This window comes from Pseudomonas sp. Leaf15 (assembly GCF_001421425.1).
In the GTDB taxonomy this organism is placed as follows: Bacteria; Pseudomonadota; Gammaproteobacteria; order Pseudomonadales; family Pseudomonadaceae; genus Aquipseudomonas; species Aquipseudomonas salomonii.
This window is the reverse complement of sequence record NZ_LMKI01000006.1, coordinates 1-19,554: the sequence shown is the minus strand read 5'-3', so window position 1 is coordinate 19,554 and position 19,554 is coordinate 1. Positions and strand designations below refer to the sequence as shown.

18 protein-coding genes and 2 pseudogenes are annotated in these 19,554 nt (G+C 60.0%); 8 read left to right on the top strand and 12 right to left on the bottom strand.

The genetic code is table 11. From position 1 onward, the window contains the following. Positions 1-34: 34 nt before the first annotated feature. The gene (locus tag ASE80_RS06660) at positions 35-1,576 is read right to left on the bottom strand and encodes a catalase (protein WP_056858222.1); all 1,542 of its coding nucleotides are present in this window, start codon (positions 1,574-1,576) and stop codon (positions 35-37) included. Between the two features lie 287 nt (positions 1,577-1,863). On the opposite strand from ASE80_RS06660, the gene mscL reads away from it, so the two are divergent. Then, positions 1,864-2,280 (top strand): large-conductance mechanosensitive channel protein MscL, encoded by a 417-nt coding sequence (gene mscL, locus ASE80_RS06655; protein ID WP_056858221.1) that lies wholly within the window; start codon positions 1,864-1,866, stop codon positions 2,278-2,280. A gap of 45 nt (positions 2,281-2,325) precedes the next feature. On the opposite strand, the gene ASE80_RS06650 is transcribed toward mscL, so the two are convergent. Then, complete coding sequence (locus tag ASE80_RS06650) at positions 2,326-3,102, bottom strand: ferredoxin--NADP reductase (protein WP_056858220.1); 777 nt, start codon at positions 3,100-3,102, stop codon at positions 2,326-2,328. 425 nt (positions 3,103-3,527) lie between these two features. Here ASE80_RS06650 and ASE80_RS06645 point away from each other — a divergent pair. Both ASE80_RS06645 and ASE80_RS06640 read left to right on the top strand, forming a co-directional pair. Beyond that, positions 3,528-4,238 (top strand): annotated as a pseudogene (locus ASE80_RS06645) (helix-turn-helix transcriptional regulator). A 167-nt stretch (positions 4,239-4,405) separates the two neighbouring features. Beyond that, positions 4,406-5,530: a methyltransferase gene (locus ASE80_RS06640; RefSeq protein ID WP_056858219.1), complete on the top strand. Its 1,125-nt coding sequence runs from the start codon at positions 4,406-4,408 to the stop codon at positions 5,528-5,530. Positions 5,531-5,585: 55 nt separating this feature from the next. Here the strand turns inward: ASE80_RS06640 and ASE80_RS29915 are convergent, their stop codons facing one another. Genes ASE80_RS29915 through ASE80_RS06630 form a run of 3 tightly spaced genes read right to left on the bottom strand, consistent with a single transcriptional unit; the run spans position 5,586 to position 8,214 of the window. Next, positions 5,586-5,753 carry a DUF2474 domain-containing protein gene (locus ASE80_RS29915; protein WP_010206690.1) on the bottom strand — a complete coding sequence of 56 codons (168 nt, stop codon included), beginning with the start codon at positions 5,751-5,753 and terminating at the stop codon, positions 5,586-5,588. Positions 5,754-5,765: 12 nt separating this feature from the next. Continuing rightward, the gene (cydB, locus tag ASE80_RS06635) at positions 5,766-6,773 is read right to left on the bottom strand and encodes a cytochrome d ubiquinol oxidase subunit II (RefSeq protein WP_056858218.1); all 1,008 of its coding nucleotides are present in this window, start codon (positions 6,771-6,773) and stop codon (positions 5,766-5,768) included. 1 nt (position 6,774) lies between these two features. Next, the gene (locus tag ASE80_RS06630) at positions 6,775-8,214 is read right to left on the bottom strand and encodes a cytochrome ubiquinol oxidase subunit I (RefSeq protein ID WP_056858217.1); all 1,440 of its coding nucleotides are present in this window, start codon (positions 8,212-8,214) and stop codon (positions 6,775-6,777) included. A gap of 317 nt (positions 8,215-8,531) precedes the next feature. Between ASE80_RS06630 and ASE80_RS06625 the strand changes: the two genes are divergently transcribed. Then, positions 8,532-9,770 (top strand): MFS transporter, encoded by a 1,239-nt coding sequence (locus tag ASE80_RS06625; protein ID WP_056858216.1) that lies wholly within the window; start codon positions 8,532-8,534, stop codon positions 9,768-9,770. Positions 9,771-9,908: 138 nt separating this feature from the next. Here the strand turns inward: ASE80_RS06625 and ASE80_RS06620 are convergent, their stop codons facing one another. The 4 genes from ASE80_RS06620 to ASE80_RS06605 form a co-directional block, all read right to left on the bottom strand. Then, entirely contained in the window at positions 9,909-12,092 is a 2,184-nt protein-coding gene (locus tag ASE80_RS06620) for a xanthine dehydrogenase family protein molybdopterin-binding subunit (protein WP_056858215.1), read from the bottom strand. After that, on the bottom strand, positions 12,089-13,078 hold the full coding sequence (locus ASE80_RS06615; RefSeq protein WP_056858214.1) for an FAD binding domain-containing protein: 990 nt from the start codon (positions 13,076-13,078) through the stop codon (positions 12,089-12,091). Before ASE80_RS06615 ends, ASE80_RS06620 begins: the two co-directional genes overlap by 4 nt. After that, complete coding sequence (locus ASE80_RS06610) at positions 13,075-13,584, bottom strand: (2Fe-2S)-binding protein (protein WP_056858213.1); 510 nt, start codon at positions 13,582-13,584, stop codon at positions 13,075-13,077. Before ASE80_RS06610 ends, ASE80_RS06615 begins: the two co-directional genes overlap by 4 nt. A 96-nt stretch (positions 13,585-13,680) precedes the next feature. Next, positions 13,681-14,124, bottom strand: coding sequence for a DUF4879 domain-containing protein (locus ASE80_RS06605; protein ID WP_056858212.1), 444 nt, complete (start codon positions 14,122-14,124; stop codon positions 13,681-13,683). A gap of 209 nt (positions 14,125-14,333) precedes the next feature. Between ASE80_RS06605 and ASE80_RS06600 the strand changes: the two genes are divergently transcribed. Further along, the gene (locus ASE80_RS06600; protein WP_056858211.1) at positions 14,334-15,629 is read left to right on the top strand and encodes an NCS2 family permease; all 1,296 of its coding nucleotides are present in this window, start codon (positions 14,334-14,336) and stop codon (positions 15,627-15,629) included. Further along, positions 15,626-16,705 carry a tRNA (uridine(54)-C5)-methyltransferase TrmA gene (gene trmA / locus ASE80_RS06595; protein ID WP_056858210.1) on the top strand — a complete coding sequence of 360 codons (1,080 nt, stop codon included), beginning with the start codon at positions 15,626-15,628 and terminating at the stop codon, positions 16,703-16,705. The genes ASE80_RS06600 and trmA overlap by 4 nt, the downstream gene beginning before the upstream one ends. 99 nt (positions 16,706-16,804) lie before the next feature. Here trmA and ASE80_RS06590 read toward each other — a convergent pair whose 3' ends face one another. From ASE80_RS06590 to ASE80_RS29910, 3 genes and pseudogenes are all read right to left on the bottom strand, one after another. Further along, on the bottom strand, positions 16,805-17,272 hold the full coding sequence (locus ASE80_RS06590; protein ID WP_056858209.1) for a DUF2442 domain-containing protein: 468 nt from the start codon (positions 17,270-17,272) through the stop codon (positions 16,805-16,807). Further along, entirely contained in the window at positions 17,269-17,697 is a 429-nt protein-coding gene (locus ASE80_RS06585; protein ID WP_056858208.1) for a hypothetical protein, read from the bottom strand. The genes ASE80_RS06590 and ASE80_RS06585 overlap by 4 nt, the downstream gene beginning before the upstream one ends. A gap of 135 nt (positions 17,698-17,832) precedes the next feature. Further along, positions 17,833-17,977: pseudogene (locus tag ASE80_RS29910) on the bottom strand (peptidase); the annotation flags it as partial. A gap of 153 nt (positions 17,978-18,130) precedes the next feature. On the opposite strand from ASE80_RS29910, the gene aroQ reads away from it, so the two are divergent. Next, positions 18,131-18,580: a type II 3-dehydroquinate dehydratase gene (aroQ, locus tag ASE80_RS06580; protein ID WP_056858207.1), complete on the top strand. Its 450-nt coding sequence runs from the start codon at positions 18,131-18,133 to the stop codon at positions 18,578-18,580. After that, positions 18,577-19,425: a shikimate dehydrogenase gene (locus tag ASE80_RS06575; protein ID WP_056858206.1), complete on the top strand. Its 849-nt coding sequence runs from the start codon at positions 18,577-18,579 to the stop codon at positions 19,423-19,425. Before aroQ ends, ASE80_RS06575 begins: the two co-directional genes overlap by 4 nt. Positions 19,426-19,554 lie beyond the last annotated feature (129 nt).

The following is a 19,554-nucleotide window of genomic DNA, read 5'->3' as shown; positions in this document are numbered from 1 at the left end:
GACGCCCATCAGCGGGCGCCGACCGTCACCAACGTCAGTCAGTCAGTTTTTCTGCCAGCGCCTTGACGCGCGCCAGGTCGCCTTTGGCCACCTTGGTCACGCCAGTGCCGTACTCAGGGTCAGCCTTGTAGAGGAACGACAGGATGATGTGCTTGCTTTCGTCATCGGTGGTGGCCAGGGAGCCGCCGAAGTTGTCGATCAAGTCCTCACGCTCTTTCTGGCTGTAGGAGCGGTACAAATCACCGGCCTGTTTGAAGTTCTGCTCGCGCTGGATCTTTGCCTGCTGGGTGCTGCCCGACAGCGCCGACTGGCTGTAACGTGCGGCTTGCGGCTCGTCACGCGGCAGCAGGCGGCTTGGCTGGTAGTTCACGCCCGTGGTGGTCTTGCCGGTGTTCATTGCGCCATCCTGGTTACCGTTGTTGACGGTAACGCGAGGTGCGTTGATCGGCAGTTGCAGGGCGTTCGGCCCCAGGCGGTACATCTGCGTGTCGGCGTAGGAGAACACCCGACCTTGCAGCAGGCGGTCTTCCGACGGCTCGATGCCCGGCACCAGGTTGGCCGGGGCCATGGCCACTTGCTCGGTTTCCTGGAAGACGTTGGCCGGGTTGCGGTTCAGCACCATCTGCCCGACTTTACGTTCCGGTACGTCAGGCCAGATCTTGGTGGCGTCCAGTGGGTCGAAATCAAACTTGGCCAAATCCTCAGGCTTCAGTACTTGCACGTACAGGTCCCACTTGGGGAAGTCGCCCTTGTTGATGTGAGTGACCAGGTCGTTGGTCATATGGCTGTAGTCACGCCCCTGCACGTCGGTTACTTGCTTGGGGTCCAGGTTCTTGATGCCCTGCAGGCTCTTCCAGTGGAACTTGACGTAGTGCACTTCGCCCTTGGCGTTTATCAACTTGTAGGCATGTACGCCGTTGCCGTCCATTTCGCGATAACTGGCGGGCGTGCCGGAGTCGGAATACAACTCGGTGAGTGTGCGGGTGGATTCTGGAACATGGGAGAAGAAGTCGAAACGACGGGAGTCATCGTCGAGGTTAGTGCGCGGGTCCGGTTTGAACGCATGCACCATATCCGGGAACTTGATGGCGTCGCGGATAAAAAACGTCGGAAAGTTATTGCCTACCAGGTCCCAGTTACCTTCACTGGTGTAGAACTTGGTGGCGAAACCGCGCGGGTCACGCAGGGTTTCCGGGGAATGGTTGCCGTGCACCACCGCCGAGAAACGCACGAACACAGGGGTGGCTTCACCGGCTGCGAAGACTTTGGCTTTGGTCAGGTCGCTGAGGTTGTCGGTAACCGTAAAAGTGCCGTGGGCGCCGGTGCCACGAGCGTGAACTACGCGCTCCGGGATGCGTTCACGGTCAAAGCGCTGCAGCTTTTGAATAAGTTGCACGTCTTGCAACAGCACCGGGCCATTGGCCCCCGCGGTTTGTGAATTCTGATTGTCGCCCACGGCGGCGCCGTTATCGCGGGTCAGGTTGGCGGCGTGTACGGAAAGGGACAGCAGGCTGGCAGTGACCAGTGCCAGCGCATAGCGCGCTGAAACAGGCCCGCGGTTCATTGACGTGTTCATCGAGGTTTCCTCTGGCTTTTTTAGCGCACATTCAGTTGTGCTTGCCAGAGGCTAGTGACCTGCGAGTCAGAAGATAAATAGAAAAACACCACCGGGCTGATTAAGAAAAAAATGTGGTAAGCCCCTGAATTGAAGCGTATTCCGCGCGCGATTGGTGGCACTTTGCAAACTATTTGCGATTTAATGGGTCGATAAAAATTGACAGTGTTAACGGTTGTGTCGAGCGAGCGGGCTACGACTGACTTACACTGACCTCCACCCTTCTCATCTGTAACAAGGAATAACCTATGGGCGTGATCAGTGAGTTCAAGGCCTTCGCGGTCAAAGGTAATGTGGTCGATATGGCCGTCGGTATCATCATCGGCGCCGCGTTCGGCAAAATCGTTTCCTCGTTTGTAGGCGACGTGGTGATGCCACCCATTGGTCTGCTGATCGGTGGTGTGGACTTCGGGGACCTGGCGATAACCCTCAAGGCCGCGCAGGGTGATGTGCCCGCTGTGGTGCTGGCTTATGGCAAGTTTATCCAGAGCGTCATCGACTTCGTGATCGTCGCCTTCGCCATCTTCATGGGCGTGAAAGCCATCAACCGCCTGAAACGCGAAGAAGCTGTAGCCCCAAGCCTGCCGCCGACGCCGACCAAGGAAGAGCTGCTGCTGGGTGAGATCCGTGATCTGCTCAAAGCACAGAACGACAAGCCGCTTTAACCGGTGTTTGCCTGGAAAAGGCGCCTGTTTCAGGCGCCTTTTTTATTACCAGTAGTTTTCCACCGCCACCTGCCCAGGGCGCCGGCTCAGGCTTAGTTGCAGGTCGCGCTGCTTGAGCAATTGGCGGGTGTCATCGACCATCTGCGGGTTGCCGCAGATCAGCACGCGGGAGTGCTCCGGCGCCAGTGCTACGCCGGCAGCGCGCTCCAGCTCGCCATTTTCGATCAGCGTGGTAATGCGCCCGTTCAGCGCCCCAGGGTGCTGCTCACGGGTAACGATGGGAATGTAGGTGAGTTTATGCGCGTATTCGGCCAGGTATTCGCGCTCGCCCAGCGTGTCAATCAGCGATTGATACGCCAGCTCCCTGGCCTCTCGGGCACTGTACACCAGCACGATGCGCTCGAATTTTTCCCAGACCTCGAAGTCCTGCAGGATCGACAAAAACGGTGCCACCCCGGTGCCGGTACCCAGCAGCCACAGATCACGCCCGTCCACAAAGCGGTTCAAGGTCAGATAGCCAGTGGCTTGGCGCTCCACCATCAAGGTATCGCCCACCTTCAGGCGGCTTAATTCACTGGTGAACTCGCCTCCCGGAACCACAATAGAGAAGAAGTCCAAGTGTTCGTCAAATGGCGAGGACACGATGGAATAGGCGCGCCACACCGTGCTGCCGTCCGCCTTGGTCACGCCCAAGCGCACAAACTGGCCGGCGGTAAACCGAAAGCCCGGATCACGGGTGGTGCGCAGGGTAAAAAGGCTGGGCGTCAGCGATTGCACCTCGAGCAAGGTCTGGCGGGTAAATTTCTCAGCACTGGCCGTCATGAGGGGCTCCGTTGAACAGGTGCCCTAGTGTCCCTCAAAGTCGCGCAGGGAAACACCGGTGGTTTGTACTGGCATTGCCACGCGCAACGGGTAGCCGTTCGCATGCGAGCGCTGAAATCGAATCTATCCAGTCCAACTAAACATTTAGCTATTTCTCACCTTCCAACAGGCCATTACCTGTCACTGTGTATTTAAACCACTATCAATTTAATATCACTGCCAACTCATTAAAATCATTAGTTTTCTCAGCGCAACCGCGATACATGTACAAAAGATGACTCGGCGTATAAGTATTAAACAAAGAAAATACCAACAATCAGTAAATTTTTTTCACGCTACGAGTTGTAGGCTTTGTCCTACACTGATTTCCGTACTCGCTGGGATATAGGACGTGCCCAGGCAATAACACCTATGGAGAGTTACCGATGGTCAACTGGCGCAATACACGACTCCCCAAACTGGAAGGTGAGAACAAGATCAGCACTATTTATGAGATGGTGATCAATCACACCTATGAGCTCGGGTTCAAATACTGATCATTCACGATGAGCTCACAACAATCAGGCACTCAAACAAAACCCATTCACTTCAACAACTACCCAAGCGAATGGAACAACGTCTACAAACAAGCGCATTTCTTTGATATTGATCCGGTCGTCGCCCACTGCAAAAGCAGTGTGATGCCCATCATGTGGGATGAAAAAACATTCAATACCACGCCACATTTATGGTCGTTGGCCCAATCCTTTGGTGTGCATTTGGGGTGGACCCAGGCCGTGCACGACTTTCAAGGCGTGTTCAGCATGCTCACCCTGGGCCGCAGCAACGGCGAAGTCAGCCCGGAAGAGCTTTACGAGAAAGCCGGCCAGGTCCTCTGGCTTTGCCACGTGATGCACGCGGCGGTGGCACAAGAATATGCCGAAAAAACCAGCGTCACGGCGCCTTGCAAGTTGACGCCACGAGAAACAGAAATCCTCAGGTATTCAGCCTTGGGCAAGACGGCGTGCGAAATTGCCATGATCCTGTGCCTGTCGGAGCGCACCGTGGGCTTCCATATCAGCAGTTGCTTGAGAAAACTTGGGGTCAATAACAAGATTGCGGCCGTGCTGTGCGCCTCCAAAGCCGGGTTGTTTTAACCGCTGAAGAAACACTGCATGTAATCGCGCCGAAAAAAAAGTAACATTTACGGCCAATTCTGAGTGTTGATACGGCGCATGGGTGCCACTTCGTTGTTCACTCAGATGGTTGCGCCGGCCTCCCGTGCCCGCTGCCGCCCCATCGATGACCCAGAGCTCCCCCCGCCATGCCCCTGCTTGACAGCCCCTTCGCCCAGCTCGACCTGATTCGCCAGCCAGAGCAACACAATGACCCGTTGCAGGCCTTCGATGCCGCCGACGAGTACCTGCTCAGCTACCTGGCCGAGCAGCAGCCTGGCGCGGCAACCCGTGTACTGGTGCTCAACGACAGCTTCGGCGCCTTGGCGGCCAGCCTTGAAGGCCAGGTGCAGGTCACATCCAGCGGCGACTCGTTTTTGGCGGCCCAGGGTCTGGAAAAAAACCTGGTACGCAACGGCAAGACCTTTGATGCCGTGGCATTCGTGCCCGCCAGCCAGCTGCCGGCCGGGCCGTTCGACCGCGTGCTGATCCGCGTGCCAAAGACTCTGGCCCTGCTGGAAGAACAGTTGATCCGCCTGCAAGGGCAGTTGGCGCCAGGCGCTCAAGTCATTGCCGGTGCAATGATCAAGCACCTGCCACGGGCGGCGGGCGAGTTGCTGGAGCGCTATATCGGCCCGATGCACGCCTCCCTCGCCATGAAAAAAGCCCGGTTGCTGATCGCCACGGCTGAAGACCGCCCGGCCGCCGTCTCGCCCTACCCTACTCGCTACACACTAGACACACCGACCATCGAGTTGTTGAACCACGCCAACGTGTTCTGCCGCGAAGGCCTGGACATCGGCACCCGCGCCTTCCTCCCGCACCTGCCAACCAATCTCGGCAGCGCGCGCGTCGCGGACCTGGGCTGCGGCAACGGCGTGCTGGCAATTGCCAGCGCCCTGCAAAACCCCGACGCGCAGTACACCCTGGTGGATGAGTCCTACATGGCCGTGCAGTCGGCGGCCGAGAACTGGCAGGCCGCCTTCGGTGCGCGCGAGGTCACCGTACGCGCCGCCGATGGCCTCGCCGGCCAGGAACCGCAATCCTTGGACGTGGTGCTGTGCAACCCGCCGTTTCACCAGCAACAGGTGGTCGGCGACTTCCTGGCCTGGCGCATGTTCCAGCAGGCGCGCGAAGCCCTGGTAGTGGGCGGTGCCCTTTATATCGTCGGCAACCGCCACCTGGGTTATCACAGCAAATTGGCGCGTTTGTTCCGTGGCGTTGAACAAGTAGCCGCCACGCCGAAGTTCGTCATTCTCAAAGCCCGCAAATAAAAAAGCCCTCGTAGCGAGGGCTGGAAAACCGGGCCGCAAAGCCCGGATCGGGATATCAGTGAGTGGTCAGGCCGGCGGCATTCATGAACATGCGCATCAGGCTGGCCACGACGAACAGGGCCAGCACGCTGCCGGTCCAGATCATCGCCAGCCACCCCAGGCGCCGCCATAACGGCTGTTTCTCGGCCTGTTCAATCTCGTGTAACGAAGGTTTGCCGGACATACAACGACCCTCCTAGTGGTAGCCGTCTTCGTGGGTGACCTTGCCGCGGAACACGTAGTAGCTCCAGAAGGTGTAGCCCAGGATAAACGGGATGATGAACAACGTGCCCACCAGCATGAAGCCCTGGCTCTGCGGTGGAGCAGCGGCGTCCCAGATCGACACGGAAGGCGGAATGATGTTCGGCCACAGGCTGATGCCCAAGCCGCTGTAGCCGAGGAAGATCAGCACCAGCGTCAGCAGGAACGGCGTGTAGTGGGCATTACGCGCCACGGCGCGGATCAACCCGTACATGGTCACCAGCACCAGAATCGGCACCGGCAGGAACCAGAACAGGTTCGGCAGGGTGAACCAGCGTGAAGCGATTTCCGGATGCGCCAGCGGCGTCCACAAGCTGACGATGCCGATCACCGCCAGCACCACAAAGGCCAATGGCCGCGCCAGGTTGTGCATCTGCTCCTGCAACTTGCCTTCGGTTTTCATGATCAGCCAGGTGCAGCCGAGCAAGGCATAGGCGACCACCAGTGCAACGCCACAGAACAGGGTGAATGGCGTGAGCCAATCCAGCGAACCGCCGGCAAACTGGCGATTCACCACCGGAATGCCATCGATAAACGCCCCCAGCGCCACGCCCTGGAAAAACGTCGCGGCGATGGAGCCACCGATAAACGCCTTGTCCCACAGGTGACGCTTGTCGTCCTTGGCCTTGAAGCGGAACTCAAAGGCCACGCCCCGGAAGATCAGCCCGATCAGCATCAGGATCAGCGGCAGGTACAGCGCCGACAGCACCACCGAATAGGCCAGCGGGAACGCGCCAAACAATGCCGCGCCACCGAGTACCAGCCAGGTTTCGTTGCCGTCCCATACCGGTGCGACGGTGTTCATCATCACGTCACGGTCGACTTTGCCGGGGATAAACGGAAAGAGGATGCCGATGCCCAAATCGAAGCCGTCCATCACCACGTACATCATGATGCCGAAGATGATGATCACGGCCCAGATCAGCGGAAGATCAATACCCATCTCAATTCCCCTTGTGCTGGATGTGGGCGTGGTCGTCGTCGCTGCCGTCATCGGCGGCGGACAACGGACGGGCCGGTGTACGTTTCTGGCCAGGGCCACCATGGGTTGGCTCGCTGCCTTCGTGGGTCTGCGGGCCTTTGCGCACCAGGCGCATCATGTAGCCCAACCCGGCGCCGAACAGCGCGAAGTACACCACCACAAACAGCACCAGCGTAATGGTCATCTGCGCCAGGCTATGCCCGGAGGACGCGTCCGCCGTGCGCATCAACCCGTAGACCACCCACGGCTGTCGGCCGATTTCGGTGGTGAACCAACCGGCAAGAATCGCGATCAGGCCGGACGGGCCCATCCACAGTGCCAGGTACAGGAACGGCCTGGACGTGTACATCTTGTCGCCCCGGCGCAGCCACAGGCTGAACAGACCGGTGAAAATCATCAGGAAGCCCAGGCCGACCATGACCCGGAACGACCAGAACACAATGGTCGAATTAGGACGGTCTTCAGGCGGGAACTCCTTGAGCGCCGGCACCTGTTTGTCCAGGGAGTGGGTCAGGATCAGGCTGCCGAGATACGGAATCTCCACCGCGTATTTGGTTTTCTCGGCTTTCATGTCCGGCCAGCCGAACAGGATCAGCGGCGTCGGCTCATTGCCGATATTTTCCCAGTGGCCCTCAATCGCGGCGATTTTCGCCGGTTGGTGCTTCAAGGTGTTGAGGCCATGGAAGTCACCGATCACCGCCTGGATAGGCGCCACGATCAGGGCCATCCACATCGCCATCGACAACATGGTGCGGATCGCCGGGTTGTCCTTGCCGCGCAGCAAATGCCAGGCTGCCGAAGAACCGACGAAGAACGCGGTCGCCACAAAGGCGGCCGTGGCCATGTGCATCAGGCGGTAGGGGAACGACGGGTTGAAGATCACCGCCAGCCAGTCGGTGGGAATCACCCGGCCGTCGATGATTTCAAAGCCTTGCGGGGTCTGCATCCAGCTGTTGGAGGCCAGGATCCAGAAGGTCGAGATCAGCGTACCGACGGCCACCATCACCGTGGCAAAGAAGTGCAGCTTGCGCCCCACCTTGTTCCAGCCGAACAGCATCACCCCGAGAAAACCCGCTTCAAGGAAGAAGGCCGTGAGCACTTCGTACGTAAGTAGTGGCCCGGTTACGGCACCGGCGAAGTCCGAAAAGCGACTCCAGTTGGTGCCAAACTGATAGGCCATGACCAAGCCCGAAACCACCCCCATGCCGAAGTTGACGGCAAAGATCTTCGACCAGAAATGGTAGAGATCACGGTAGGTATCGTTATGGGTCTTGAGCCACAAGCCTTCCAGCACCGCAAGGTAACTGGCCAGGCCGATGGTGATCGCCGGGAACAGGATGTGAAACGAGATGGTGAACGCGAATTGAATTCGGGCGAGATCTAGCGCCTCCAAACCGAACATAAGTCTTCCTCTGTCAGGTAATACCGGCTGCTGGCGGGAGCCTGCACCCACTGCCCCCACGGATATGGAGTGTGGCGAATTTCAATTCGTTTCTTTTTTTACCCATCACGTAGGGATTCTGGCCTTGCGGCCGCCAGACCAATCCCGGGGCCGGTTTTGATCTGGATCAAGCATTGCTGAAAGAGTAGTCCCATTTTCGGACGAAAGCCGTGTGGTTCATTGACGCGTGACAGGTTGCCTCAGCTCAGTTCTTGCAACTATTTGTTACAGCTTGATGCTAATCTGCCTGCTCCCTCTGCTCCTGACCTGACTTCCCGATGCCTAGTGAACCTGCGTTGCTGTTGCGTCACCACCGCCCTTTCATCGCGTTCTGGCTGGCGCGTATCTTCACCGCCAGCGGTTTCCAGATGCTTACCGTGGCCATCGGTTGGAACCTCTACCAACTGACCGGCAATGTGCTGGACCTGGGCCTGGTCGGTTTGGTGGAGTTTGTTCCACGCGTGCTGTTCATGTTGCACACAGGCCACGTGGCCGATCGTTATGAGCGGCGCAAGGTCGCCGCCATCTGCCAGACCGTGCAGGCTTTGATTGCCCTGTCCCTGGCCATCGGCGGGCTGACAGGCAACGTGACCCGCGAGATGATCTTTATCCTCGCCTTCCTGCTCGGCGCCGCACGCTCGTTTGAGATGCCCACCACCCAGGCGCTGCTGCCGAGCATCGTGCCCAGCGCGCTGTTCCCGCGTGCCGTGGCCTCGTCGCAATCGGCGCAGCAACTGGCCACCATCGTCGCGCCGGCGTTGGGCGGCTTGCTCTATGCGTTTGGCAGCGTGTGGGTGTATGGCCCGACCGTGGTGCTGTACCTGATCGCCTGCGTGCTGACCCTCAACCTGCCCGCGCGCCAGACGCCGCTCAATAAAGCCAAGGCAACCATGGATTCGCTGCTGGCCGGGATCCGCTTTATTCGCAGCCGCCCGGACATTCTCGGCGCCATCTCGCTGGACCTGTTCGCCGTATTGCTGGGCGGCGCCACGGCGTTGCTGCCGGTGTTCGCCAAGGACATTCTGCTGACCGGCGCCTGGGGGCTGGGCCTGTTGCGTTCAGCACCGGCGGTGGGCGCGTTGTTGATGTCGCTGTGGCTGGCGAGGTTCTCGGTAGACCGCCATGTCGGGCGCGTGATGTTTACCGCCGTCGGTGTGTTTGGCGTGGCAACCATTGCGTTCGGCCTGTCGACATCGTTCTGGTTCTCCCTGGCGGTATTGGTGGTGCTGGGCGCGGCGGACATGATCAGCATGGTGATCCGCGCATCGTTCGTGCAGCTGGAAACACCGGATGAAATGCGCGGGCGGGTCAGTGCGGTCAACGGCCTGTTTATCGGCGCATCCAACCAACTGGGCGAGTTTGAATCGGGGATTACCGCCCACTGGTTCGGCACCGTGCCCGCCGTGGTCATGGGCGGGATTGGTACGCTGTTGGTGACGGGAGTGTGGATCAAGCTGTTTCCGACCCTGGCCAACCGCGATCGCATGCATGTGCCGGTGGAAGAAACCAAGCTATAACCTGGTTGAAAAGTAGTCAATGTGGGAGCTGGCTTGCCTGCGATGGCGGAGTGTCAGTCACTGATTTTTAGCTGACATACCGCAATCGCAGGCAAGCCAGCTCCCACAATTGGATCTGCGGAGGTTTGAAGACCTGCGCTACAGCACCTTATCCAGGGTGATAGGAAACTCCCGAACCCGCTTGCCGGTGGCGTGGTAAATCGCATTTGCCACTGCTGCCGCCACCCCGACAATGCCGATTTCACCCACGCCCTTGGAGCCCAGGGCGTTGACGATTTCGTCGTGTTCGTCGACAAAAATCACTTCAATGTCGCCGATGTCGGCATTTACCGGGATGTGGTACTCAGCCAGGCTGTGGTTCATGTAGCGCCCCAGTTGATGGTCGACCTGGGTTTCTTCATGCAGTGCCATGCCGATGCCCCAGACCACGCCGCCGAGGATCTGGCTGCGGGCCATTTTCGGGTTGACCACGCGCCCGGCGGCAATGGCGCTGACCACCCGACGTACCTTGATCGTGCCTAGGTCTTCATCGACCTGAACCTCGACAAACACCACCGAATGGGTCGCCGTCGCATAGCCTTCGCGCTTTTTGTCTGGCTGGCTGTCAACCTGGACGGTCAATACCTCCTCACCACTGTCCTTGACCAGTTGCGCCAGGGACACACTCACGTTCCCTGTATGCAACTGGCCGTCTTCAAAGCGCACCGTTTCTGCGTCTTTGAACACCGGGTAAGTCTGCCGGGCAATCGCCAGCAGCTTGGCGTTCAGCGCTTCGCAGGCCTGCTGCACCGCAGTGCCGACGGACGAGACGGTAAACGAGCCGCCCTGTAACGGCGCCGTGGGTAACGACGAGTCTCCCAGCAGAAAACGCACATCGGCCATCGCCACACCGCTGGTTTGCGCGGCAATCTGGGTCATCACCGTGTAGGTGCCGGTGCCGATATCGGTGGTGGCGCTGCTGACGGTCAATTGGCCTTGGGCATCCAACTGCGCCTTGGCGCTGGCCTTCATCTGCAGGGCTTCCCACACACCACCGGCCATGCCCCAACCGATCAATTGGTTGCCGTCACGCATACTGCGCGGTTCGGGGTTGCGCTGGCTCCAGCCGAAGCGCTCGGCGCCTTCGCGGTAACACTCGCGCAGGGCTTTGCTCGACCAGGGTTTGTCTTCGTTCTGGTTGCGCTCGGCGTAGTTGATCAGGCGCAGTTGCACAGGGTCCATCCCCAGGGCGCAGGCCAGTTCATCCATCGCACATTCCAGGCCAATCACGCCCAACGCGGCGCCCGGCGCGCGCATGTCCATCGGCGTGGACACGTCCAGGGGCACCAGTTTGTAGGTCAGTTGCACGTTGTCGCAGTGGTAGAGCATCCCGCTCCACTCCACCACATGTTCGCTGAAATCTTCGAAGCGCGAAGTCTGGCCAATCGCAGTGTGGCCCAACGCCAACAGGCGACCATTGGCAGCAGCGCCCAGTTGCAAACGCTGCAGGGTGCGCGGGCGGTAGCCGAACGTGAACATCTGTTGACGGGTCAAGGTGACGCGCACCGAACGCTTGAGTGCCAACGCTGCCATCACCGCCAGCGGTAATTGATACTGCGGGCGAAGGCCCGAGCCAAAGGCACCGCCGACGAATGCGGCAAAAATCCGTACCTGGCTTTTATCCAGACCGAAGACTTTTTGCACATAGGCCTGGCAGTTCTGCGGGCCCTGGGTCTTGTCGTGGATATGCAGGGTGCCGTCCGGCTGATACAGCACGGTGCTGGCGTGGGGTTCCATCGGGTTGTGGTGCTCGATGGGCGTGCTGTAGTGCATATCCAGGCTGACGGCGGCGGCAGCCCATTCAGCCTGGAAGTTGCCCCGTGGCTTGGGCGGCGTTTGCGGCGAGGGGTGCGCCTGCTCCTGCTGGGCCGCAAGGTCAGTGGCAAACGCCTCGCTCGCGTATTCGATCTCGACCAGCGAAGCAGCGTGCCGCGCCAGTTCAAGGTTGTCGGCGATCACCAGGGCCAGGGGTTGCCCGTTATAAAGCACGCGGTCGTTATACAGCGGGCGAAACGGCGAGCCGTCGGCCGCATCGGCGTCGGCGAAGGCCTCATCGTAGCTGGCAAGTTGGGGGCGGTTCAGATGATCAAGCACCCTGACCACGCCCGGCAGCGCCAGGGCTTTGGACGCGTCGATCCGGATTACCCGGCCCTTGGCAATCGTGCTTGAGACAACACTGCCATGCAGCAAGTCGTTGCCTGGAAACTCACCGGCATAACGCGCCTGGCCGGTGACCTTGAGCAGACCGTCAACACGGTCCAGGGGTTTGCCGACGGCGGTCATGGGCGTTCTCCTGCGACAGCGGCGTCGCTCAGGGCACGGATAATTGCGCGGCGTGCCAGCTTGATTTTAAAGCGGTTGTGTTCCAAGGGTTCGGCGTCCTGCAGTAAGGCGTCAGCGGCCTGGCTGAAGGTTTCGCGGCTGACCGCTTGCCCGATCAGCGCGGCTTCGACGGCGCGATCGCGCCAGGGTTTGTGGGCCACACCGCCAAGGGCCAGGCGCGCATCGACGATGGTGTCGCCTTCCAGTTCCAGCGCGGCGGCAACGGAGACCAGCGCGAAGGCGTAGGACGCACGGTCACGAATTTTCAGGTAGTGGCTATGGTTGGCGAGATGATCAGGCGGCAGTTCGATGGCGGTGATCAGCTCGTCGTCGGCCAGCAGGTTGTCGCGCTCAGGCGTGTCGCCGGGCAAGCGATGAAAGTCGGCAAACTCGATCACCCGCGCACCGCCACGCCCTTCTACATGCACCCGCGCCTGCAGCGCTGCCAGGGCGACGCACATGTCTGAGGGATGGGTGGCCACGCAATGTTCGCTGGCGCCGAGGATCGCATGGATGCGGTTCAACCCCGCGCGCGCCGGGCAGCCGCTGCCAGGTTCACGTTTATTGCACGGCACGCTGGCATCATAGAAATAGTAGCAACGGGTACGTTGCAACAGGTTACCGCCGGTACTGGCCATATTGCGCAGTTGCGGCGAGGCGCCCGCCAGGATGGCCTGGGACAGCAATGGGTAACGCGCTTCGATCAGCGGGTGCCAGGCCAGGTCGGCATTGCTGACCAACGCGCCGATCATCACCCCGCCGTCGGCGGTCTCCTCTACGCCGTTGAGCGCCAAGCCGGTGATGTCGATCAGGTGTTCGGGGCGGCTGATGTTTTCTTTCATCAGGTCCAACAGGTTGGTGCCGCCGGCGATAAACCGCGACGTCGCGCTGCTCAGGTGCACGGCCTCCTGCACATCGGCCGGCTTGCTGTACTGGAAGGGGTTCATTGGTCACCTCTCAGCACGACGTCCTCAATGGCATCGCGAATATTGCTGTAGGCCCCGCAGCGGCACAGGTTGCCGCTCATCAGTTCCTGGATTTGCCCGGTGTTGTGGGCGCGGCCTTCATTGGCGAGGCCGACGGCGGAGCAAATCTGCCCAGGCGTGCAGTAGCCGCACTGGAACGCGTCATGCTGGATAAAGGCCTGCTGCATCGGGTGCAACCGGTCGCCGTCGGCCAGGCCCTCAATGGTGGTCAATTCGGCACCGTCGCACATCACCGCCAGGGTCAGGCAGGCGTTGATACGCTTGCCATCGCGCAACACCGTGCAGGCGCCGCACTGGCCGTGGTCACAGCCTTTTTTGCTACCCACCAGATCCAGCTGTTCGCGCAGCAGGTCCAGCAAGGTGGTCCAGGGCAACACCTGCAGCTGGCGGTCCTGGCCATTCAGGGTCAGGCGTATCGGGTGGCTGACGAACGGTTGGGTCGTCGTGCCATTAGGGTTCGCGCTCATAAACACCTCACGGGTTGGTGCACATCCGCGGCGTTCAGGAAAGTCGCCGTCTAAGGGCTACGACTTCCCGAGGTAGTGAGCGTTCAAGGGGATTGATCAGAGGATGTTGAACTCGAGTTTCAAGGTGTTCTGCGCGCCATTGATCGAGATATTGCTGTATTCGAACCAGCCTTGGGCCTGGACATTCAGGTCAAACACATAGATGTAGCCCATCACAGTGCCTGCGCCGTTACAGACTTCGCTGATGTTGCCCACCTGACACACCGGCGTGCGTTGCCCATTCAATTCGGCGCCGTTGAAGCGCCCCATCGGGCTTTTGCCCAGGCCGACTTCCATCACCGAAACCCTGGTCTGCCCACGATGGGTGCACATCTGGGTGGTCGTCACTCCCGTGGGGATGGTTTCCGTGCAACGTGCCGATTCGACCTTGAATACCCGCACCTCGCTCAAGGGCGGTGCAGCCGCGCCCCACGCCGGTGCCACGAGCCCCAGGCCGATTACGGCGAACAGAGCTAGACTGCTGGCGTTGGCTTTTTTCATGCTGATAACGACCCTGTGTTTAACGTCGGCGCAGTATGCCTCAAGGCCAGATTCGAGAATACGCAGCCTATCCGCCACATCGCGTCGGCTGCTGGTATCATGCGCCGCTTTTTCCGATCCTCTCTGAAACCACAGCCGCTTGGCGCAGTTTGTGCTTTGACTTAGAGGTCAACAAATAACGACGCAAAATAGCGTCACAGGGAGCCGGCATGCTGGAAAAGCTGTTTCAACTCAAAGCACACAACACCAACGTGCGCACCGAGATTCTCGCGGGTATCACGACCTTTCTGGCCATGGCCTACATTCTGTTCGTGAACCCGAGCATCCTCGGCGAGACCGGCATGGACAAGGGCGCGGTGTTTGTCGCCACCTGCCTGGCCGCCGCCATCGGTTCGACCGTGATGGGCATGATCGCCAACTACCCGATCGCGCTGGCGCCGGGCATGGGCCTCAACGCCTTCTTCACCTACACCGTGGTCCTGCACATGGGCCACACCTGGCAAGTCGCGTTGGGCGCGGTATTCATATCGGCGGTGTTGTTCTTCCTGCTGTCGATCTTCCGCATCCGTGAGTGGATCATCAACAGCATCCCGCTGCCGCTGCGCTCGGCGATTGCCGCCGGTATCGGCCTCTTCCTGGCGCTGATCGCCCTGCACAATGCCGGTATCGTGGTCAGCAACCCGGCCACCATGGTCGGCCTCGGCGACCTGAAACAACCGGCGCCGATCCTCGCTACCTTGGGTTTCGCGCTGATCGTGGCGCTGGAAGCCCTGGCGGTACGCGGCGCGGTGCTGATCGGCATCCTGGCGGTGACCATCGTATCTATCGCGATGGGCTTCACCCCGTTCGGCGGCGTGACCTCGATGCCACCGTCCCTGGCCCCGACCTTCCTGCAACTGGATATCAAGGGTGCGCTGGATATCGGCCTGGTCAGCGTGATCTTCGCCTTCCTGTTCGTTGACCTGTTCGACAACTCCGGCACCCTGATCGGTGTGGCCAAACGCGCAGGCCTGATGGGCAAGGACGGCCACATGCCGAAAATGGGCCGTGCACTGATCGCCGACAGTACCGCCGCCATGGCCGGTTCGCTGCTGGGTACGTCGACCACCACCAGCTACATCGAGTCGGCTGCGGGCGTGAGTGCCGGTGGCCGTACCGGTTTGACCGCCATCGTGGTCGCCATCCTGTTCCTGCTGGCGCTGTTCTTCTCGCCACTGGCCGCCAGTGTTCCAGCATTTGCCACCGCGCCGGCACTGCTGTTCGTGGCCGTGCTGATGACCCAGGGCCTGGCCGAAATCGACTGGGATGACATTACTGTTGCAGCGCCGGTGGTGGTCACCGCCCTGGCGATGCCTTTCACTTACTCCATCGCCAACGGCATCGCCTTCGGTTTCATCGCCTGGACCGCCATCAAGCTGCTTTCGGGCCGCTACCGTGAGCTGAACCCGGCACTGGTAATCCTGTCGATTCTGTTTGTGATCAAGCTGGGCTGGTTCAACGCATGACTTTTGACGCCACAAGCTACACCGCTCAACTGCAAGACAAGGTCACGCGCCTGCGTGACCTGTTGGCACCGTTCGACGCACCCGAACCGCAAGTATTCGATTCGCCGCTGCAGAACTTCCGCCTGCGCGCGGAGTTCCGCCTGTGGCGCGAAGGCGGTGAGCGCCACTACGCGATGTTCTCCCAGGACGACAAACGCACGCCGATCCTGATCGAAGCATTCCCGATCGCCAGCCAACGCATCAACCAGTTGATGCCGCAACTCAAAGCCGCCTGGCAAGCCAGCGCAGCCTTGAGCCACAAGCTGTTCCAAGTGGAGTTCCTGACCACACTGGCCGGCGACGCGATGATCACCCTGTGCTATCACCGCCCGCTGGACGAGCATTGGCACACGGCTGCGAACAAGCTGGCGGCGGACTTGAATGTCAGCATCATCGGCCGCTCCAAGGGCAAGCGCGATGTGATCGGCCACGATTATGTGGTGGAAAAACTCGAGGTCGGTGGCCGCACGTTCAGCTATCGCCAACCCGAGGGCGCGTTCACCCAGCCCAACGGCACCGTGAACCAGAAGATGCTCAACTGGGCCTATGAAGCCTTGGGCGATCGCCCGGATGATTTACTGGAGCTGTACTGCGGCAACGGCAACTTCACCCTGCCACTGGCAACCCGTGTGCGTAAGGTACTGGCCACCGAAATCAGCAAGACCTCGGTGAATGCGGCCTTAAGCAACCTCGATGAAAACGCAGTGGCTAACGTCACCCTGGTGCGCCTGTCTGCCGAAGAACTCACCGAGGCACTCAACGAAGTTCGACCGTTCCGCCGTCTGCACGGCATCGACCTGAAGAGTTACGAATTCGGTAGCGTCTTCGTCGACCCACCGCGCGCCGGCATGGACCCGGACACCTGCGAACTGACCCGTCGCTTCGACAATATCCTGTACATCTCCTGCAACCCGGAGACGTTGGCGGCGAACATTGCGCAACTGCATGACACGCACCGGATTACCCAGTGTGCGATGTTTGACCAGTTCCCATGGACGCACCATATGGAATCCGGGGTGTTATTGACTCGGCGGTAAACTGTGGGAGCTGGCTTGCCTGCGATGGCGGTAGGCCTGCCCTGCATCGGTCAACGGATACACCGCTATCGCAGGCAAGCCAGCTCCCACACTGGGTTTTCATGCATCTGTTGAATCACCGTTATCCAACGGCTCCTTGCGTGGTCGACCGCCCTTCTTGCCATTGGCTCGGGCGGCGGCGGTTTTGGCGGCGCTGCTCTTGCGACCGTTGCGCGATGCTACCAGGCTTGTCGCCAGGTCCATCAAGGGCTGGCTGGTGGCGATGAGCCCGGTGATCGACACGTCCAGATCCTGCGCCTCACAGCACAGCGCCTTGCCGCCAAAGCCGACCTCCAGCTGCTGAAAGTCCTCCAGGGAAAACCCTTCGAACTCCGGCAGCCCGGCCACAGGCAACACGACGCGGCTGCCGTCGCTGAAACCGATGGAAATGCACTCGTGTTCATAGCGCACGTTGCTGGCATTGGCGTACAGACGTTTGAGCTTGCGCCCACGGGCGATTGCCTTGTCGACATCGGCGTCAGTGAGCGGCTTGTAGGGCACGACTTTGGCTTTTACGATTTTTTTCATAAATCAATCTCCACAAAACCCGGTGCCCTGACCAGATTCAAAATTGTCTTCTGCCCCACGACATCGTGCCGGGCACGTGCAATCACATAAACACCGCGCTGAATGATCAGCCCCGGCAATACCTCATCGGCTTCCCAATCCCAGGAATGATTCTCCAGGCAAACCGTTTGCAGCTTCTCCCACCAGATCCTGCGCGCCCGCGCCAGGTAGTGCGGCTGCATGATCGCCTCGCGTATTTCCTTCAGGAGCGCAGTGGATGGCCGCCTGCGATCCGGCTCTACATCCCACAACTCCACGTCTCCATCCAGAAAGCTGAAACGAAAACGCGCATCCCATGCCATGCCCCTGACATGAACGTGGGGCGGGCAGTGTTCATCCCGCAAAAACACTGAAATCACATATCCCTTGTAAGCACCTACTCTCATCGTAACCCATCCGTTAGGTTATTTTCCGTCAGGTAACAATTTTTCCGTGGCACCCGACAACCGGCTCCATCCTTGCGAAGCTGTTTCACAGATTAGTAACGACGAACAACCCCGCGAACGCGGGGTTGTAACCACTCATGCCGACGGCTGGAAATACCCTGCCAACGCCCGCAAGTCCTGCTCGCTCAGAAACCCCGCGTAATACTTCAACTGAATCCGCGCCAGCAAATACGTTCGCCACGTCGCGGCGGGCGATGAACAGCCGTCGTTCGGCGTCGAGGTTGATTTCAATCGATCGTGAATCTGATGCTACGGCGGTATGCCTGCGAATAAGCGTTCGATAATCGAACACATCAGCCGCCTTCAATTGACCAAATTAACCATCCAGTACATTTTATCCGCACAACCAATAATAAGTGTGGAGATACCCTTTATGCCGCCCATCGTGCTGGTGCTCAACGGCCCCAACCTCAACCTGCTCGGCACCCGCGAGCCTGCTACCTACGGGCATGAAACCCTGGCCGACATCGCCGCACTGTGCGGTCGCAGCGCGGAAAACCTGGGGTTGAAAATCGAATTTCGCCAGACCAACCACGAAGGTGAACTGCTCGACTGGATCCACGGTGCCCGCGCCCGTTGCGCTGGTATCGTGATCAACCCGGCGGCCTGGACCCACACCTCCGTAGCGATTCGCGACGCACTGGTGGCCAGTGAAGTGCCGGTGATTGAAGTGCATTTATCCAATGTGCATGCGCGCGAGGCGTTCAGGCACCACTCGTTTGTATCGCCCATTGCCAAGGCGGTGCTTGCAGGCTTCGGCAGCCACGGTTATCACCTGGCGCTGGAACACTTCAGCCACAGCCTCAAAGGATCCGCCCGATGAAACCGCGCATCCTCGCCGGCCTGATCGGCGCCGGCATCCAGGCCTCCCGCACGCCCGCGCTGCATGAACAGGAAGGCGACGCCCAAGGCTTGCGCTACCTGTACCAGTTGATCGACCTGGAAGCGCTGCAACTGAACATCAACGCCCTGCCCGACCTGCTGGACGCGGCCGAGTTGATGCACTTTACCGGCTTGAACATTACCTACCCGTGCAAGCAGGTGGTTCTGGCGTTGCTCGATGAATTGTCTGACGAGGCGCGAGGCATTGGCGCCGTCAATACCGTGGTGTTCAAGGATGGCAAGCGCATTGGCCACAACACGGATTGCCTGGGGTTTGCCGAAGGTTTCCGGCGCAACTTGCATGATGTCGCGCGCGAGCGAGTCGTACAGATGGGCGCCGGCGGTGCGGGCGCAGCAGTGGCCCATGCGTTGCTGGCCGAAGGCGTGCAGCACTTGAGTATTTTTGACGTGGACATGGCCCGCGCCCGCGACCTGGTGGATAACCTTGCGCAGCGCTTTGGTGCCGGTCGCGCCCAGGTTGGCAACCACCTGGAAAACGCCATGGCCGAGGCGGATGGCCTGGTGAACACCACGCCCATGGGCATGGCCAAACTGCCCGGCACGCCGGTGCCGCCGGCGCTGTTGCGAGCCGAACTGTGGGTCGCGGAAATCGTGTATTTCCCGCTGGAAACCGAACTGCTGCGCGACGCCCGCGCCCTGGGTTGCCGCACGCTGGACGGCGGCAATATGGCGGTGTTTCAGGCGGTGAAGGCGTTTGAGTTGTTCAGTGGCCAAACGCCGGATGCGCAGCGAATGCTGGCGCACTTTCAGAGCATGAATGGCTGACTGCCGAAACCGAATCAAAAAATGTGGGAGGCCCCGCCACCTCTTCGATGTAGCGCTGTCGCGCATCAAACTGGTTCATCGTAAGGTTGAAGAACGCGGGCGGGGCAAAGGCCGTAACCAGCACTGGTG

Bases quoted from the DNA above. Each gene is read 5' to 3' on its own strand.
- ASE80_RS06575 (WP_056858206.1), top strand. From the start codon at position 18,577: ATGAAACCGCGCATCCTCGCCGGCCTGATCGGCGCCGGCATCCAGGCC.
- trmA (WP_056858210.1), top strand. From the start codon at position 15,626: ATGACTTTTGACGCCACAAGCTACACCGCTCAACTGCAAGACAAGGTC.
- ASE80_RS06650 (WP_056858220.1), bottom strand. From the start codon at position 3,102: ATGACGGCCAGTGCTGAGAAATTTACCCGCCAGACCTTGCTCGAGGTG.
- ASE80_RS06610 (WP_056858213.1), bottom strand. From the start codon at position 13,584: ATGAGCGCGAACCCTAATGGCACGACGACCCAACCGTTCGTCAGCCAC.
- mscL (WP_056858221.1), top strand. From the start codon at position 1,864: ATGGGCGTGATCAGTGAGTTCAAGGCCTTCGCGGTCAAAGGTAATGTG.
- ASE80_RS06660 (WP_056858222.1), bottom strand. From the start codon at position 1,576: ATGAACACGTCAATGAACCGCGGGCCTGTTTCAGCGCGCTATGCGCTG.
- ASE80_RS06605 (WP_056858212.1), bottom strand. From the start codon at position 14,124: ATGAAAAAAGCCAACGCCAGCAGTCTAGCTCTGTTCGCCGTAATCGGC.
- ASE80_RS06640 (WP_056858219.1), top strand. From the start codon at position 4,406: ATGCCCCTGCTTGACAGCCCCTTCGCCCAGCTCGACCTGATTCGCCAG.
- ASE80_RS06625 (WP_056858216.1), top strand. From the start codon at position 8,532: ATGCCTAGTGAACCTGCGTTGCTGTTGCGTCACCACCGCCCTTTCATC.
- ASE80_RS06590 (WP_056858209.1), bottom strand. From the start codon at position 17,272: ATGAAAAAAATCGTAAAAGCCAAAGTCGTGCCCTACAAGCCGCTCACT.
- ASE80_RS29915 (WP_010206690.1), bottom strand. From the start codon at position 5,753: ATGTCCGGCAAACCTTCGTTACACGAGATTGAACAGGCCGAGAAACAG.
- ASE80_RS06585 (WP_056858208.1), bottom strand. From the start codon at position 17,697: ATGAGAGTAGGTGCTTACAAGGGATATGTGATTTCAGTGTTTTTGCGG.
- aroQ (WP_056858207.1), top strand. From the start codon at position 18,131: ATGCCGCCCATCGTGCTGGTGCTCAACGGCCCCAACCTCAACCTGCTC.
- ASE80_RS06630 (WP_056858217.1), bottom strand. From the start codon at position 8,214: ATGTTCGGTTTGGAGGCGCTAGATCTCGCCCGAATTCAATTCGCGTTC.
- ASE80_RS06615 (WP_056858214.1), bottom strand. From the start codon at position 13,078: ATGAACCCCTTCCAGTACAGCAAGCCGGCCGATGTGCAGGAGGCCGTG.
- ASE80_RS06620 (WP_056858215.1), bottom strand. From the start codon at position 12,092: ATGACCGCCGTCGGCAAACCCCTGGACCGTGTTGACGGTCTGCTCAAG.
- cydB (WP_056858218.1), bottom strand. From the start codon at position 6,773: ATGGGTATTGATCTTCCGCTGATCTGGGCCGTGATCATCATCTTCGGC.
- ASE80_RS06600 (WP_056858211.1), top strand. From the start codon at position 14,334: ATGCTGGAAAAGCTGTTTCAACTCAAAGCACACAACACCAACGTGCGC.